Origin of the sequence: Kitasatospora sp. NPDC085879, from assembly GCF_040686255.1 — a bacterium.
Classification (GTDB): Bacteria; Actinomycetota; Actinomycetes; order Streptomycetales; family Streptomycetaceae; genus Kitasatospora.
On the sequence record NZ_JBFBJZ010000046.1, the window covers coordinates 1 to 14,983 of the forward strand.

The window sequence follows — 14,983 nt, forward strand, 5'->3', positions numbered from 1 at the left end:
TGACGTGTGTTCAGCGGTGTGCTCTTCCGAACCCCGCCCCCCGCGCGGTGCGGCCCGCCGGGCCGCCCCGGACCCGCACGATCGGAAACCCAACGCCATGGCCCACACCCCCCGCCCGAAGGCCCGGCTGCTCGGCGCCGCCGCACTGGCCGTCGCCGGCGCGCTCGCCCTCACCGCCTGCTCCTCCTCCGCAGGCGGCGACGGCGGCACGGCCGCCGCCGTGCACCGGGCGAGCAGCTCGTCCGCGTACCAGGGCAGCGTGCTCAGCAAGCACTTCGACAAGCCCGACCTGGTGCTGACCGACACCGCCGGGCAACCGTTCGACCTGCGCAAGCAGACCGCCGGCCGGCCGGTGCTGCTCTTCTTCGGCTACACCAGCTGCCCCGACGTCTGCCCGACCACCATGGGCGACATCGGTGTCGCGATGTCCAAGCTGTCCGCCGAGGACCAGAAGAAGATCGACGTCGTGTTCGTCTCCACCGACCCCGAGCGGGACACCCCGAAGGTGCTGCGCACCTGGCTGGACTCGATGGGCACGGGCTTCATCGGCCTGACCGGCGACCTGGCGAAGGTGAAGACCGCCGCCCGGACGGTCGGCGTCGCCGTGCAGGACCCGGTGGTCAACGCCGACGGCACGGTCACCTCCGCGCACGGCGCCCAGGTGCTGGCCTTCCTGCCGTCCGACGACAAGGCGCACGTCCTCTTCATGGGCAGCAGCACCGTCGAGACCTACACCCACGACCTGGCCCTGCTCGCCCGGGGGGTGCCGGCATGAGCCGGTCCTTCCGGCGTTCGGCGCTGATCGGCGCGGGGCTGGCCACCGTGCTGGCCACCGGGACGATACTCGTGGCGTGCGGAACGGGATCCGACGGCGGACGGGCCGAGCTCAGCATCCGGGACAGCTACGTCCCGGTGCCGGCGCTGCCCGGTGGGATGGGCGCGGGCTACCTCACCGTCCGCAACGACGGCGGCTCGGCCGACCGGCTCGTCGCGGTGACCAGCCCGGACGCCGGCTCCGTCACCCTGCACACCTCCGGCGAGTCGACGATGACGGCGGTGGAGAGCCTCCAGGTGCCGGCCCACGGCGCACTGGAGCTGGCCCGCGGCGGCCACCACCTCATGATCATGGGATGGCAGAAACCTCCCGCCGTCGGCGACGAACTGGAACTGGACCTCACCTTCGCCAAGAGCGGCACGATCACCGTCACCGTGCCGGTGAAGCCGCTCACCTACCGGCCCGGGAGCTGACACAGATGCCGAGGAGAGTCGCGTCGCTGCTGGCCGTCCTGGCGGCGGCCGTCGCCGTGCTGTTCGGCGGCGCCGGCACCGCCGCCGCGCACGCCACGCTGGTCTCCACCGACCCGGCGCAGGGGGCGGTCACCGCCACCGCGCCCGCCGCGGTCACCCTCACCTTCAGCGAGGGCGTCTCGCTGACCGCCGACTCCGTGCGGGTGCTCGACCCGGCCGGCAAGCAGGTGGACAACGGCGACGCGGCCCACGCCGACGGCAAGGAGGCCAGCGCCCGGGTGACGCTGCGTTCCGGGCTCGGCAACGGCACCTACACCGTCGCCTGGCGGGCCGTCTCCGAGGACTCCCACCCGGTCGGCGGCGCCTTCACCTTCTCGATCGGCGCGCCCTCGGACACCACGGTCTCCGCCTCCTCGGTGCAGGGCGCCGAGCCGGACGCCGTGGTCGCCGCCGCGTACGGCACGGCCCGGACGGTCGCCTACGCGGCCTTCGCGCTGCTGGTCGGCGCCGCCGCGTTCGTGCTGATCTGCTGGCCTCGCGGGGTCGCGGTGCACCGGGTGCAGCGGCTGCTGATGACCGGCTGGATCGCGCTGCTGGTCTCCACCGTCGCGGTGCTGCTCCTGCGCGGCCCGTACGAGCGCGGCACCGGGCTCTCCCAGGCCTTCGACCTCTCACTGGTGCGGGCCACCCTGGACGAGCGGATCGGCACCGCGCTGGCCGCCCGGCTGCTGCTGCTCGCCGCCGGCGGCGTCTTCCTCTCGCTGCTGGTCGGCCAGCTCGGCCAGGACCGCGCGCCGGAGGAGGCCGCGGACCCGGCGGATGCCGCCGAGCCGCCGGAGAGCCGTGCCGAGGACGGCGAGGAGGCGGAGCTGCGCGCGCTGGAGCGGCGCGCCGCCGAGCGGCCGCTGCGGGACGCCCGGCTGGGCCTGGGGGTCGGCGGGGCGGTGCTCGCCGTCGCGCTGAGCGCGACCTGGGTGGGCGCCGACCACTCCTCGGTCGGCATTCAGGTGCCGCTGGCGCTGCCCACGGCCGCCCTGCACCTGCTCGCGATGGCGCTCTGGCTGGGCGGTCTGGCCACCCTGCTGGTCGGGCTGCGGCACGGCGTGCCGACCGCGGCGGTCGAGCGGTTCTCCAAGCTGGCGCTGGGCGCGGTGACGGTGCTGACCGTGACCGGCGTCTACCAGTCCTGGCGCGGACTGGGCAGCTGGGGGGCGCTGGTCGACACCGAGTACGGGCGGCTGCTGCTGATCAAGACCGGCCTGGTCGCCGGGATGGTCGGCCTCGCCTGGATCTCCCGCGCCTGGGTCGCCCGGCTCCGGACCGCCGACGAGGCAGCGGACGGAGAAGCGGCGGACGAAGAGGCGGAGCAGGAGGCCGGGGCCGGGGCGGCCGTCGGCAGCAAGCAGGCCGCCGGGGCCACCGCGCGGGGCGGCGACGACCCGGCGCGGCGCGCCCAGCTGGCCCGCCAGCAGGCCGCCCGCGACAAGGCCACCGAGCGGCGCACACGGGACGGTGTGCCGGCCCGGGCCGGGCTGCGGCGGACGGTGCTGGTGGAGTCGGTGGTCGCGGTAGCCGTGCTGGTGGTGACGACCATGCTGACCAACTCGCCGCCCGGCCGGGTGGCCGAGGCGGTCGCCGCGACCTCGCAGTCGCCGGCGGCCGGGGCGAGCACGGTGCCGGGCCGGACGGTGGAGCTGAAGCTGCCGTACGACACCGGCGGCAGCACCCCGAACGCCAAGGGCACCGCCACGGTGACGGTCAACCCGGTCGCGACCGGTCCGAACGAGGTCACGCTGAGGCTGGACGACAAGGCGGGCAAGCCGGTCGAGGTGCCGGAGGTGCAGCTCGCCTTCACCCTGCCGGACCGCGACCTCGGGCCGCTGCCGGTGACGCTGGCGCCGCAGGGCACCGGGCGCTGGTCGGGCACCGCCCAGCTGCCGCTCGCCGGAAACTGGGTGGTGTCGGTGACCGTCCGCTCCTCGGACATCGACCAGAGCACGGCCACCGAACAGCTGAAGGTCGGCTGACGGCGTCCCGCCCCCGGCCGACCCGCGCGGTCGAACGGGGGCGGGCGACCACTCGGCGGAACGGTGTCCGGACGGGCGCCGGGAGTGACTATCGTGGCAGGCCGAGTCCTGCTCAGCACCACCCTTGCGTACGGAGGCGGCATGTCGGCGACCCGCTACACCTATCTCGGGCCGGAAGGCACCTTCACCGAGGCCGCCCTGCGCACGCTGCCGGAGGCGGCGACCCGCGAGCTGGTGCCCTTCGCCTCCGTCCCGGCGGCGCTCGACGCCGTGCGGGCGGGCGAGGCCGCGGGCGCGTTCGTGCCGGTGGAGAACTCGGTGGAGGGCGCGGTCACCGCGACCAGTGACGAACTGGCCTCCGGTGCGCCGCTGATGATCTACCGCGAGGTGCTGCTGCCGATCACCTTCGCGCTGCTGGTGCGGCCGGGCACCTCGCTGGCCGACGTCAAGACCGTCACCAGCCACCCGGTGGCGCAGCCGCAGGTGCGGCGCTGGCTGGCGGCGAACCTGCCGGACGCGCAGTGGGAGGCGGCGGCGTCCAATGCGGACGGTGCCCGGCTGGTCCAGGAGGGCCGGTTCGACGGTGCCTTCGCCGGTGAGTTCGCGGCGGCGCTCTACGGGCTGGAGCCGCTGGTCAGCGACATCCACGACGCGGCGAACGCGACCACCCGCTTCCTGCTGGTGGGTCGGCCGGGGCGGGTCTCCTCGCCGACGGGGCTGGACAAGACCTCGATGGTGGTCTGGCTGCCGGACGACCACCCGGGTGCGCTGCTGGAGCTGCTGCAGGAGTTCGCGGTGCGCGGCATCAACCTGATGCGCATCGAGTCCCGGCCCACCGGCGAGGGCATGGGCAACTACTGCTTCCTGATCGACTGCGAGGGGCACCTGAGCGAGCGGCGGGTCAGCGAGGCCCTGATGGGCCTCAAACGGATCTGCCCGCAGGTGCGGTTCCTCGGCTCGTACCCGCGGGCGGACCGGGGCAGCCAGCGGCCGGTGCGGCCGGGCACGTCCGACGCGGACTTCTCCGAGGCGGCGGACTGGCTGTCGCGCTGCCTCGACGGCCGCGGGGAGATCTGACCGGTTCGGTCACGGTGGGGAGAACGGCCGCCGGGCGGCCGTTCATCCACAGGCGGTGCGCTTCGTCCACAGGCTGTACGGACTCCGGGTTATCCACAGGCTCAGGGTCGAGTCGACAAAACGGTATAGCCACTGCCGGAACTGGTCAGATCATCACACTTGGCTGCAGAGGCGACTGATCGCACCAGAGTCACCCTTCCGCCAGCAAATCACCCGTCCGAGCGAGCGAAATCCCTCACCCGAGAAGGTCTATCGAGGTTTCAAACCTCAATTCCTTCGCCGATCGAGGCGCGCGCCTCGAGTTTCGGTTCGTCCACAGGGCCGGAGCGGAACCTGTGGACAAACTCCGCCCGGCGGGGTTTCCCACAGGAGTTATCCACAGGATCGCGGGAGTTATCCCCAGGGCGTCGGCGGCTCTCCACAGCCCCTGCCGCGCCCCCGCAGCGGGCGCCGGCGGACGGGATCGCAGAATCCCGGACAGGAAAGGACATAGCGGGCGGAGTTCTCGGTCGGACCCGAAAGCAGTGAATCACGGGGCCCGGCCGCCACTTCCGGGCACCGTGCCTCCCGGTCGGCAGCGGGGCGGTTCGGCGGGCGAAACCCGGGAAACCGGTTCCGGTCCGGGGCCCGCCCACCGGTAGGCTTGGCCCGTGATTGACCTTCGCCTGCTCCGTGAGGACCCCGACCGAGTGCGCGCCTCGCAGCGCGTCCGTGGTGAGGACGTCGACATCGTCGACGCCCTCCTCTCCGCCGACGAACGGCGCCGGTCCTCGGGCAGTCGCTTCGACGAGCTCCGCAACGAGCAGAAGTCGCTCGGCAAGCTGGTCGCCAAGGCCCAGGGCGAGGAGAAGGCGGCGCTGCTCCAGCGCACCAAGGACCTCGCCGCCGAGGTGAAGGCCGCCGACGCCGAGCAGAACGAGGCCAAGGAGGAGGCGGACCGCCTGGTCCGCTCGCTGGCGAACCTCATCGACCCGGCCGCCCCGGTCGGCGGCGAGGAGGACTTCGTCACGCTGGAGGAGGTCGGCACCCCGCGCGACTTCGCCGCCGAGGGCTTCGAGCCGCGCGACCACGTCGAGCTGGGCCAGCTGCTCGGCGCCATCGACACCGAGCGCGGCGCCAAGGTCGCCGGCGCCCGTTCGTACTACCTGACCGGCGTCGGCGCGCTGCTGGAGCTCGCCCTGGTCAACATGGCGATGGCGCAGGCCACCGCCGCCGGCTTCACCGCCATGATCACCCCGGCCCTGGTCCGCCCGGCCGCCATGGACGGCACCGGATTCCTCGGCCAGGCCGCCGAGAACGTCTACTTCCTCGCCGAGGAGGAGCGCTACCTGGTCGGCACGAGCGAGGTCCCGCTCGCCGCCTACCACATGGACGAGATCCTCGACGGCGACCGACTGCCGCTGCGCTACGCGGGCTTCTCCTCCTGCTTCCGCCGCGAGGCCGGCACCTACGGCAAGGACACCCGCGGCATCATCCGGGTGCACCAGTTCGAGAAGGTGGAGATGTTCGTCTTCACCTCGCCGGAGGAGGCCGAGGCGGAGCACCGCCGCCTGCTCCAGTGGGAGAAGGACTTCCTGAACGCGCTGGAGCTGCCCTACCGGGTGATCGACGTCGCCTCGGGCGACCTCGGCGCCTCCGCCGCGCGGAAGTTCGACATCGAGGCGTGGATCCCGACCCAGGGCAAGTACCGCGAGGTCACCTCGACCTCCAACACGACCGAGTACCAGTCGCGCCGGCTCTCCATCCGGATGCGCGAGGAGGGCAAGGTCCGCCCGCTGGCGACGCTGAACGGCACGCTGGTCGCCGTCCCGCGCACCATCGTGGCGATCCTGGAGAACCACCAGCAGGCCGACGGCTCGGTGGTCGTGCCCGAGGCACTGCGGCCCTTCCTCGGCGGCCGCACGGTGATCGAGCCCGTCGCCAAGTGAGCACCGCCCCCGGTGGCGGCCTGCCGTACCGGCTGGTCGCCACCGACCTCGACGGGACCCTCCTCACCTCCTCCGAGAAGGTGACCGAGCGGACCCGTGCCGCGCTCGCCGGCGCGGTCGCCGCCGGGGCGCAGCACATCATCGTGACCGGCCGCTCGGCGGCCTGGGCCCGCCCGGTCTTCGACGAGATCGGCTACACGGGTCTGGCGGTCTGCGGCCAGGGCGCCCAGGTGTACGACGCCGGGGCGCACCGGCTGCTGACCTCGCTCACCCTGGACCGGCTGGTGGCCGCGCGGGCGCTGGCCGCGATCGAGGAGGCAGTGGGCCCGCTGGCGGTGGCCGCCGACCAGGACGGCCTGGACGGCCTGGTGCTGGCCGGGCCGGGTTTCCGGCTGCAGATCGGCACCGAGCTGCCGGTGGTGTCCGCCGCCCGGGACGGGCTGCTCGCGGAGCCGGTGGCCAAGCTGTACATCCAGCATCCGGAGCTCTCCGACGACGCCCTCGCTGCGGCCGCCGTGCAGGCGGCCGGCGGCCTGGTGGGCGTGGTGATGGCGGGGCCCGGCGTGGTCGAGCTGCTGCCGGTCGGGCTGTCGAAGGCGACGGGGCTGGCGGTCGCCGCGCTGCGCCTGGGGGTGAAGCGCGGCGAGACCATCGCCTTCGGCGACATGCCGAACGACATCCCGATGTTCTCCTGGGCCTCGTACGGGGTCGCGATGGCGGAGGCGCACGAGCAGCTGCGGGCGGTGGCCGACGAGGTGACCGCGGGCAACGACGAGGACGGCGTGGCCGTCGTGCTGGAGCGCGTCTTCGGGCTGGGCTGAGCCCGCCCGTGCGGGCCGCCGGGCCGGTGGGTCCGGCCCGGCGCGGCCCCGGTCAGCCGTAGCTGACGTTGGAGCAGGGGTCGTCGTCCGCCGAGCGGGCGTCGTTGGCGACGCTGGACGGCAGGGTGCTGGGCACCGCGGCCGCTCCGCCGCCACCGGCGCCGCCGGCGTAGTCGGCGCCGAGCACCAGGCTGACTCCGGCCCTGGTGGAGGACTGCAGGGTGGCGCCGGGGAAGAGCTTGGCGACCTGCTCGGCCTCGTCCTTCTGGCCGGGGCCGTACTGGACGAGCGTCGTGTCGTGGTTCTGGGCGGCGGCGTTGCCGCGGGCGGCGATGGTGAAGCCGGAGCCGGTGAGGGTGGCGGCGGCCTTGGTGGTGAGGCCGCTGGTCAGGGTGCCGTTGTAGACGCCGACCCTGATGCCGGCGCCGTTGACGGTGACCGGGGTGGGGCTGGGGGTGGCGGCGGCGGCGGGGCTGGTGCCCGCGCCGGCGCTGGCGTCCTGGCCGTCCAGGGTGCGGTCGGCCTTGAGGGCCTGCCACAGGGTGTCGACGTCGGGGTGGACGAGGTCGATCCGGGCGCCGGAGAACTTCCACGGCGTGGTCAGGAACTTGATGTTGTGGAGGTCGATGTCCTTCATCTGCATGGCGAAGGAGATCAGCTTGGCGGGGGAGTTCAGCCCCGGGTCGACGATCATCGACTTGGTGGCGGCGTCGGCGAGCGGCAGCAGCGTGGTCGGGTCCATGCCCTTGCTCTTGACGCTCTTGATCAGCGAGGCCATGAAGGCCTGCTGGCGCTTCATCCGGCCGACGTCGGAGCCGTCGCCGATGCCGTGCCGGAGGCGGACGTAGTCGAGTGCGGCCTTGCCCTCGACCTTCTGCTCGCCCTTGGGGTAGAGCTCCTTGCCCTTCTTGCCCAGGTTGGGGTTGAGGTCGCCCTCGTAGATGGCGTTGGGAAGGCAGACGTTGACGCCGCCGACGGCCGAGGTCATCGCGGAGAAGCCCTCGAAGTTGACCACCATGGTGTGGTCGACGCGTATGTTCGTGAGCGCCTCCACCGTGTTCTGGGTGCAGGCGGGGTTGCCCTCCTCGGTGTTGCCGGTCGAGAAGGCGCTGTTGAACATGACGTCGGTCTTCTTCTTCGTCCACGAGCCGTCGGGCAGCTTGCACGGCGGAATGTCGACCAGTGCGTCGCGGGGGAAGGAGACGCCGACGGCGTGCTTGTGGTCGGCGTAGACGTGCAGCAGGATCGTGGTGTCCGAGCGGGCTCCGCCGTCCTCGCCGCCGCCGAGGCTCTTGTTGTCGCCGCTGCGCGAGTCGGAGCCGATCAGCAGGACGTTGATCGGGGTGTGGCCGTTGGCGTCGGGGGTGGCGGCGTCGGGCCGGTTCTTGCTGAGGCCGTCGCCGTCGAAGGCCTTGATGTTGCCGCTGAACTTCAGGTAGAGCGCGCCGCCCGCGGCGGTGACCAGGGCGAGTGTGGTGACCGCGACCCAGACGACGACCTTCTTGCGGCCGCGGGGTTTCTTCCGGTTGCGGCGGGCCTCGGCTCGGCCGCCGCCGGGGCCGTCGTCCCCGCCGCCGCCCCCGCGGCCCTGCTGGGCGCGGCGGGCCTCGGCGCGGCCGCCCTGGCGGGGTACCTGGCGGCTGTCCTGCTCCTCGCTGCGGCCCGGCCGGGGCGCTGCGGGGCGGCGCGGCGGGGCGGTGAAGGCGTCCTCGCGGTACGGGGCGTCGTCACGGTACGGGGCGTCGTGGCGGTAGCCGTCCTGGTAGCGGGCATCGTCGTGCCACCAGCCGGCGTCGTGGTCCGACGCCCCCGCCCTCTGGCCTGACATTCGTACACCTTCCACCGGCGCAGCCAACACACGAGCCGCAGCGACGCACCCTGGTGGCGTACTGCCGCATGAGCTTCTGCGGAGCATATAAAGGCATCATTGAAGAGTCACGGGCCGGGCCGCCGATTGCACAATCGGACAAGACCGGTGCCCGACTCTCGAAGAAGATGCGACGAACTCGGGAGTAGCCGATTCTAGGTCGGTTGTCGCACCAGTCCAGTTGTAGGATGACTGGGCAAGCCGACCTCCGACCCGAAGGGAGCCCCCATGGCCGGCCGTACCGACGGTCTGCACGCCGCAGGGCGCCGCTCCCTGGTGGACGAGACGATCGAACAGTTGCGCGATCAGCTGGGCTCGGGCGTGTGGCAGGTCGGGGAGCGCATCCCCACCGAGCACGAGCTGGCCGAGCGCCTCCAGGTCGGGCGGAACACCGTGCGGGAGGCCGTCCGGGTGCTGGCGCACGCCGGGATGCTGGTCTCCCGGCAGGGCGAGGGCACCTTCGTCCGCTCCACCAGCGACCCGGCCGCGGTGCTGCGCGGCGTGCAGCGCTCCGGCGTCCGGGACGTGCTGGAGGTGCGGGCCGCGCTGGAGGCCGAGGCGGCCCGGCTGGCCGCCGTCCGGCACACCGCGGAGGACGTCGCGCGGATGCGTGCCGCGCTGGCCCGGGAGGCCGAGGTGATGGCCGCCCACCCGGAGCGGGCCGGCCGCGAGGCCACCGTCGAGCACGACCTGGAGTTCCACACCGCGCTGGTCGAGGCCGCCCACAACCCGGCGCTGGCCGAGCTGTACCGCTACTTCGGTGCCTCCGTGCACGAGGCGATGCAGGCCGCGTTCGGCGACCACGAGATGCCCGAGGTGTCGCTGGAGACCCACGGCGCGCTGGTCGACGCGGTGGAGAGCGGCGACCCGGAGCGCGCCGAGGCGGCCTGTCGCGCGCTGCTCGCGGGGCCCACGGCCGCCGTCGAGCAGCTGATCGCCGCCATCGCCGCCCGGAAGTGAGGCCGGGGCCGCGCGCCCTCCCCGGCACTCCCGACCTCTGACGCACCGACTTCGAAAGAGCTCTGCCAACCATGGCGGTCACCCGCGCCCCGCAGCCCGTCGCCACCCCGGTGGTCCGTACCCGCACCGCCCTCGCGCACCCCGCACTGATGCTCGCCGGCATCCTGCTGGTCGCCCTCAACATGCGCGCCTGCCTGGCGGCGATCTCCCCGATGGTCGGCGAGATCCAGCGTGCCCTCGGCCTGTCGGCCACCGCCAGCGGCCTGATCACCACCGTGCCGGTGCTGTTCCAGGGCGTCGGCGCGCCGCTCACCCCGCGGCTGACCAGGCGCTTCGGCGCCGAACGGGTGGTGCTCGGCGCGGTGCTGGTGCTGGGCGCGGGCGTGCTGCTGCGGGTGCTGCCGTCGGCGGCGGCGCTGTACGCCGGGTGCGTGGTGATCGGCGTGGCGATCGCCGTACTGAACGTCTCGATGCCGGCGCTGGTCAAGCGGGAGTTCCCGCACCGGGCGGCCGCGATGACCGGCGTCTACTCGACCACCATGCTGGTCGGCGCCACCCTGGCGGCCGGGGTGTCGGTGCCGCTGGAGCACGCCCTGGGCGGCGGCTGGCGGGCCTCGCTCGGCGCCTGGTCGCTGCTCGCCCTGGTCGCGGCGCTGGCCTGGCTGCCGCAGCTGCTGCACACCCGCAGGCCGCGGACCGCCGCGCCGGCGCCCGCACCGGCCGCCGCCCCCGGGTCCGCTCCGGCGGCGGGCCGCGGGCCGTGGCGGTCCGGCACGGCCTGGCAGATCAGCGCCTTCATGGGGATCTCCTCGCTGCTGGTGTACAGCCTGGTCGCGTGGCTGCCCACGGTGCTGGCCGACCACGGCATGGACCGCGGCGAGGCCGGCCTGGTCTTCGCCTTCTCCAACCTGGTGCAGGTGGCCGGCGCCTTCCTGGTGCCGCTGATCGCCGGCCGGATGACCCGGCAGCGGGCGCTGGCCGCGACGATGGCCGCGCTCAACGGCGTCGGCATCGCGGTGCTGCTGCTCGCCCCGGTCTCCGGCGCGTGGGCGGCGGCGGCCGTCCTCGGCGTCGCCCAGGGCGGTTCGCTGGGCCTGGCGCTGGCCTTCATCGTGCTGCGCACCGACAGCGCGGCGGGCGCGGCCCGGCTGAGCGGGATGGCCCAGGCGGTCGGCTACCTGGTGGCGGCGGCCGGCCCGGTCGGTGCGGGTGCGCTGCACCAGCTGACCGGCGGGTGGACGGTGCCGCTCGCCCTGCTGCTGGTCCTGGCGGTGGGCGCCGCCGCGGCCGGCTGGGGAGCCGGCCGGAACGTCACCGTGCGCTGACGGAAAACGGCGGGGCACGCCGAGCTCTCGGCCCGCGTGCCCCGCCGTTCCGTACGGCCTGCCGCTCTTCTCCTACTCCTCGCCCGCGAGGGTGAGGCCGCCGAGCCGGACGGCGGCCAGCACCGTGGAGGCGACCGCGACCACGGCGAGCAGCGGGACGGCGGCGGTCAGCGCCACGTCCGCGGCGATCGAGCCCGGAGCGGCGATCGACTTCGCCACCGAGAGGCCCCACTGCTGGACGCTCAGCGTCCGGGCGCCGGGCACGAAGTTGCCGACCAGGCTCTCCCAGATCAGCGCGTAGCCGAGGCCGGCCACCACCGCGTGCCGGGTGGCGACACCGAGCAGCAGGAAGAGCGCACTGTAGGCGGCGCCGGCGACCAGCGTTCCGGCGGTGTAGGCGACGGCCAGGCCGTCCCGGGTGCCGCAGAGCACCAGGCCCGCGATCAGGGTGGGGACGGCGGCGAGCAGCCAGGTCGCGGCGATCGCCACGGTGAGCTTGGTGGTGACGATCCAGTGCCGCGGCAGCGGCTTCGCCAGCAGGTAGACGATCGAGCCGTCCTCGATCTCGGTGGCGATCACGCCGGTGCCGACGACCAGCGAGAGGATCGGCAGCAGGGTGCCCATGCCGAGCCGGCCGAGGACGGTGGCGGCGAGGTCCTCCGGGGTGTCGGCGGTCAGCCGGGCGATCACGGCGACGAGCAGCAGCAGGGCGGGGACGACCAGCAGCAGGATGCCGCGGCGGCGCCCCAGCAGGCCGCGCGCGGTCAGCCTGGCGACGGTCACGTTCACGGTTCGGCCTTCCTTCGGGCGTGGTTCGGAAGTGGTTCGGGGCGGTTCGGAAGTGGTTCGGGGCGGTTCGGGAATGGGTCGGGGACGGTCCGGGACCGGCTCAGGAGGCGACGAGATAGGAGAAGACGCTCTCCAGCGACTCGTCGGCCGGGGACACGGTGTACAGCCGGATGCCGGCGTCCTTGGCGACCCGGGGCAGCAGGGTGGTGAAGCCCTGGAAGTCGACCGCCTGGATGCGCAGGGCGCGCTCCTGCCCGTCGAACTCGATGCCGCTGGTGGAGCCGTCCGCGATCAGGGCGGCGGCGAGCCGGCGGTCGTCGCTGGAGCGGACCAGGTAGCGGTGCGGACGGCTGGTCATCAGCCGGCGGATCTTGCGGAAGTCGCCGGAGGCGGCGTGCCGGCCGGCCACCACGACCTCGATGTGCCGGGCGAGCTGCTCGACCTCCTCCAGGATGTGCGAGGAGAACAGCACGGTGCGGCCCTCGGCGCCGAAGCGCCGCAGCAGTTCCATGAGCTGGAGGCGCTGGCGCGGGTCCATGCCGTTGAAGGGCTCGTCGAGCAGCAGCACCGCCGGGTCGTGGACGAGCGCGGAGGCCATCTTGACCCGCTGCTTCATGCCCTTGGAGTAGGTGCCGGTCTTCCGGTCCTGGGCGTACTCCATCTCGACCAGGCCGAGGGCCCGCCGGGCCGCGGCGGCCGGGTCGGCGAGGCCGTGCAGCTCGGCGTTGGCGAGGACGAACTCCCAGCCCGTCAGGTAGTCGTACATCGACTCCCGCTCGGGGACGAGGCCGATCGCCCGGTACGCCTCCTGGTTGCGCCAGATCGGCACGCCGTCCAGGGCGACCTCGCCGGCGGACGGCGGCAGGAAGCCGCTCATCATGTGGATGAGGGTGGACTTGCCGGCGCCGTTGGGGCCGAGTAGTCCGGTGACACCGGGCCCGATCTGCATCGAGACGTCGTTCACGGCGACGACGTTGCCGAACCAGCGGGAGACCCGGTCGATGGTGATGACGGCCATGGCGAGCTCTCAGATCTTCCGGTAGCGGCGGTCGGTGAACCAGTAGCAGGCGCCGGTGAGCAGCAGGATCTCGACGCCGAAGAGCACGGCGGCGCCGGCCCCGGGGGCGTGCACCACGCGGGAGTTGGCGACCAGGCCGAAGACCTGGTTGGTGAAGCCCTGGACGAGCCAGCTCGGGGAGAGCATCGCGGCCCAGTTGGCCTTCTCCGGGACATCCGCCCACTCGCCGCCGCCGAGCACGTACACGATCCGGGCGATGACACTGCTGACCGCCATCACGCCCATGATCGACGCGACGCCGAAGCCGCGGCGCGGAGTGCTCGCCGCGATCAGCAGGCCGATCGCGGAGTAGAGCACCGCGTAGAGCAGGGCGGCGGCCAGGCCGTAGAGCAGGTGGACGGTGTGGTGGCCGAAGTCCATGCGGCCGAGCAGCGCGCCGATGTACAGCACCAACAGCGGCGCACCCATGACGATCATCATCGCGCTGATCATCGCCGCGAACTTGGCGCGGACGTAGTCGGCGCGGGTGATCGGGCGGGAGAAGTACAGCGGGACGGTGTGGTGGCGCAGGTCGCGGGAGAGCAGGACCGGTGCCTGGGCGGCCAGGAAGATCCAGGTCATCAGGACGACGGCGTCGAGGAGCTCGGTGTAGTCGAGGATCGGCTTCTCGATCTTCATGAAGATCTGGATGGAGGCCACGACCAGGGCGATGATCAGCGGCAGCGCCAGCATCGCCATCGGCAGCACCTTGGAGCGGCCGGAGCGGCCGAGGCCGAAGGCGGCGCGCAGGCTCTGCTGGTAGAGCGAGCGGGTGGCGTAGCCGCGGCCGAGCCGGGGACCCTCGTAACGGCGGTAGCCGATGTTGTGGATCACTCCGCCGTCGGCGGCGGTGCGGGCGTCAGGAGACGGCTGCATCTGCGGGACCTCCTGTCCGCTCGGTGCTGTGCGCGGGCTGGGTGAAGATCTCGGCGACCCGGTGGCGGCGCTGCTCCAGGCGGACGAGGCCGAGGCCGAGGTCGGCGACGGTGTCGCGGACGGTGTCGTAGGTGCTCTCGTCCTTGATCTCGACGAGCAGGATCCGCGAGCCGTCGATGGTGACGGAGAGCCCGGCGGCGGCGAGGCGCTCGCGGACGGCGGCGTCCGGGTCGGGCAGGGCGTCCTGCGGGTGGTCGGTGACCTCGACCGCGAGGAGCTGGGTGGCCTCGGTGAAGGAGGCGGTGGAGGACGAGCGCAGCAGCCGGCCGCCGTCGATCACCACGAGGTGGTCGCAGGTGCGCTCCAGCTCGCCGAGCAGGTGGGTGGTGACGAGCACCGAGATGCCGAAGTCCGAGTGGATGCGGCGGATGAGCGCCAGCATCTCGTCGCGGCCGACCGGGTCGAGGCCGTTGGTCGGCTCGTCGAGCAGCACCAGCTGCGGGTCGTGGACGAGCGCCTGGGCCAGCTTGACCCGCTGCTTCATGCCGGTCGAGTAGCCGCCCATCGGGCGGTAGCGCTCCTCGTACAGGCCGACGTGGCGCAGGATGTCGGCGGTGCGTTCGCGGGCCGCGGCGGCCGGCAGGCCGGTCATCCGGGCCATGTGCACCACGAACTCCGTCGCGGAGACGTCCGGCGGCAGGCAGTCGTGCTCGGGCATGTAGCCGACCCGCTCGCGGATCGCGGCGCCCTCGGTGGCGATGTCCAGGCCGAGGACCCGGCCGGTGCCGGAGGTCGCCGGGGACAGCCCGAGCAGGATCTTGATCAGGGTGGACTTGCCCGCGCCGTTGGCGCCCACCAGGCCGACCACCCCGGGCTGCACCTCTACGGTCAGCTGGTCGAGGGCGGTGACCCGGGGGAACCTCTTGGTGAGGCCGTCCGTTGCGATGACTGTGGACACGCCCCTCAACGTAGTGGTGCGACGCCCCCACGGGAATGAGCTGGGATGAC

At 73.2% G+C, this 14,983-nt stretch carries 13 protein-coding genes; 8 read left to right on the forward strand and 5 right to left on the reverse strand.

The window, feature by feature from the left end; translation table 11 throughout:
• The first annotated feature begins 97 nt into the window (after window positions 1-97).
• The 6 genes from AB0P35_RS28915 (at window position 98) to AB0P35_RS28940 (ending at window position 7,101) form a co-directional block, all read left to right on the forward strand.
• A complete protein-coding gene (locus AB0P35_RS28915; RefSeq protein ID WP_363516402.1) occupies window positions 98-775 on the forward strand; it encodes an SCO family protein in 678 nt (225 codons plus the stop codon).
• On the forward strand, window positions 772-1,248 hold the full coding sequence (locus AB0P35_RS28920; RefSeq protein WP_363516405.1) for a copper chaperone PCu(A)C: 477 nt from the start codon (window positions 772-774) through the stop codon (window positions 1,246-1,248). The genes AB0P35_RS28915 and AB0P35_RS28920 overlap by 4 nt, the downstream gene beginning before the upstream one ends.
• A 5-nt stretch (window positions 1,249-1,253) precedes the next feature.
• On the forward strand, window positions 1,254-3,275 hold the full coding sequence (locus tag AB0P35_RS28925) for a FixH family protein (protein WP_363516408.1): 2,022 nt from the start codon (window positions 1,254-1,256) through the stop codon (window positions 3,273-3,275).
• 141 nt (window positions 3,276-3,416) lie between these two features.
• Window positions 3,417-4,352 (forward strand): prephenate dehydratase, encoded by a 936-nt coding sequence (pheA, locus tag AB0P35_RS28930; RefSeq protein ID WP_095873740.1) that lies wholly within the window; start codon window positions 3,417-3,419, stop codon window positions 4,350-4,352.
• Between the two features lie 650 nt (window positions 4,353-5,002).
• On the forward strand, window positions 5,003-6,280 hold the full coding sequence (serS, locus tag AB0P35_RS28935; RefSeq protein ID WP_095873741.1) for a serine--tRNA ligase: 1,278 nt from the start codon (window positions 5,003-5,005) through the stop codon (window positions 6,278-6,280).
• Complete coding sequence (locus tag AB0P35_RS28940) at window positions 6,277-7,101, forward strand: HAD family hydrolase (protein WP_363516411.1); 825 nt, start codon at window positions 6,277-6,279, stop codon at window positions 7,099-7,101. The genes serS and AB0P35_RS28940 overlap by 4 nt, the downstream gene beginning before the upstream one ends.
• A gap of 52 nt (window positions 7,102-7,153) precedes the next feature.
• Here the strand turns inward: AB0P35_RS28940 and AB0P35_RS28945 are convergent, their stop codons facing one another.
• Window positions 7,154-8,929 carry an LCP family protein gene (locus AB0P35_RS28945; protein ID WP_363516414.1) on the reverse strand — a complete coding sequence of 592 codons (1,776 nt, stop codon included), beginning with the start codon at window positions 8,927-8,929 and terminating at the stop codon, window positions 7,154-7,156.
• A 267-nt stretch (window positions 8,930-9,196) separates the two neighbouring features.
• Here AB0P35_RS28945 and AB0P35_RS28950 point away from each other — a divergent pair, with 267 nt between their 5' ends.
• Entirely contained in the window at window positions 9,197-9,928 is a 732-nt protein-coding gene (locus tag AB0P35_RS28950) for a FadR/GntR family transcriptional regulator (protein ID WP_363516417.1), read from the forward strand.
• A 71-nt stretch (window positions 9,929-9,999) separates the two neighbouring features.
• Window positions 10,000-11,253 (forward strand): MFS transporter, encoded by a 1,254-nt coding sequence (locus AB0P35_RS28955; protein ID WP_363516420.1) that lies wholly within the window; start codon window positions 10,000-10,002, stop codon window positions 11,251-11,253.
• A 72-nt stretch (window positions 11,254-11,325) separates the two neighbouring features.
• On the opposite strand, the gene AB0P35_RS28960 is transcribed toward AB0P35_RS28955, so the two are convergent.
• From AB0P35_RS28960 to AB0P35_RS28975, 4 genes are all read right to left on the reverse strand, one after another.
• Window positions 11,326-12,042 carry an ABC transporter permease subunit gene (locus tag AB0P35_RS28960; protein WP_095873746.1) on the reverse strand — a complete coding sequence of 239 codons (717 nt, stop codon included), beginning with the start codon at window positions 12,040-12,042 and terminating at the stop codon, window positions 11,326-11,328.
• Window positions 12,043-12,142: 100 nt separating this feature from the next.
• Window positions 12,143-13,060 carry an ABC transporter ATP-binding protein gene (locus AB0P35_RS28965; protein WP_363516423.1) on the reverse strand — a complete coding sequence of 306 codons (918 nt, stop codon included), beginning with the start codon at window positions 13,058-13,060 and terminating at the stop codon, window positions 12,143-12,145.
• Window positions 13,061-13,069: 9 nt separating this feature from the next.
• Window positions 13,070-13,975, reverse strand: a complete 906-nt coding sequence (locus AB0P35_RS28970) for an ABC transporter permease (RefSeq protein WP_095873748.1) — start codon at window positions 13,973-13,975, stop codon at window positions 13,070-13,072.
• Window positions 13,959-14,933: an ABC transporter ATP-binding protein gene (locus AB0P35_RS28975; RefSeq protein ID WP_095873749.1), complete on the reverse strand. Its 975-nt coding sequence runs from the start codon at window positions 14,931-14,933 to the stop codon at window positions 13,959-13,961. Before AB0P35_RS28975 ends, AB0P35_RS28970 begins: the two co-directional genes overlap by 17 nt.
• Window positions 14,934-14,983 lie beyond the last annotated feature (50 nt).

What these genes read in the sequence shown, in the direction of transcription:
- AB0P35_RS28950 (WP_363516417.1), top strand. Translation starts at nt 9,197, where the DNA reads ATGGCCGGCCGTACCGACGGTCTGCACGCCGCAGGGCGCCGCTCCCTG.
- pheA (WP_095873740.1), top strand. Translation starts at nt 3,417, where the DNA reads ATGTCGGCGACCCGCTACACCTATCTCGGGCCGGAAGGCACCTTCACC.
- AB0P35_RS28920 (WP_363516405.1), top strand. Translation starts at nt 772, where the DNA reads ATGAGCCGGTCCTTCCGGCGTTCGGCGCTGATCGGCGCGGGGCTGGCC.
- AB0P35_RS28925 (WP_363516408.1), top strand. Translation starts at nt 1,254, where the DNA reads ATGCCGAGGAGAGTCGCGTCGCTGCTGGCCGTCCTGGCGGCGGCCGTC.
- AB0P35_RS28965 (WP_363516423.1), bottom strand. Translation starts at nt 13,060, where the DNA reads ATGGCCGTCATCACCATCGACCGGGTCTCCCGCTGGTTCGGCAACGTC.
- AB0P35_RS28970 (WP_095873748.1), bottom strand. Translation starts at nt 13,975, where the DNA reads ATGCAGCCGTCTCCTGACGCCCGCACCGCCGCCGACGGCGGAGTGATC.
- AB0P35_RS28955 (WP_363516420.1), top strand. Translation starts at nt 10,000, where the DNA reads ATGGCGGTCACCCGCGCCCCGCAGCCCGTCGCCACCCCGGTGGTCCGT.
- AB0P35_RS28945 (WP_363516414.1), bottom strand. Translation starts at nt 8,929, where the DNA reads ATGTCAGGCCAGAGGGCGGGGGCGTCGGACCACGACGCCGGCTGGTGG.
- AB0P35_RS28915 (WP_363516402.1), top strand. Translation starts at nt 98, where the DNA reads ATGGCCCACACCCCCCGCCCGAAGGCCCGGCTGCTCGGCGCCGCCGCA.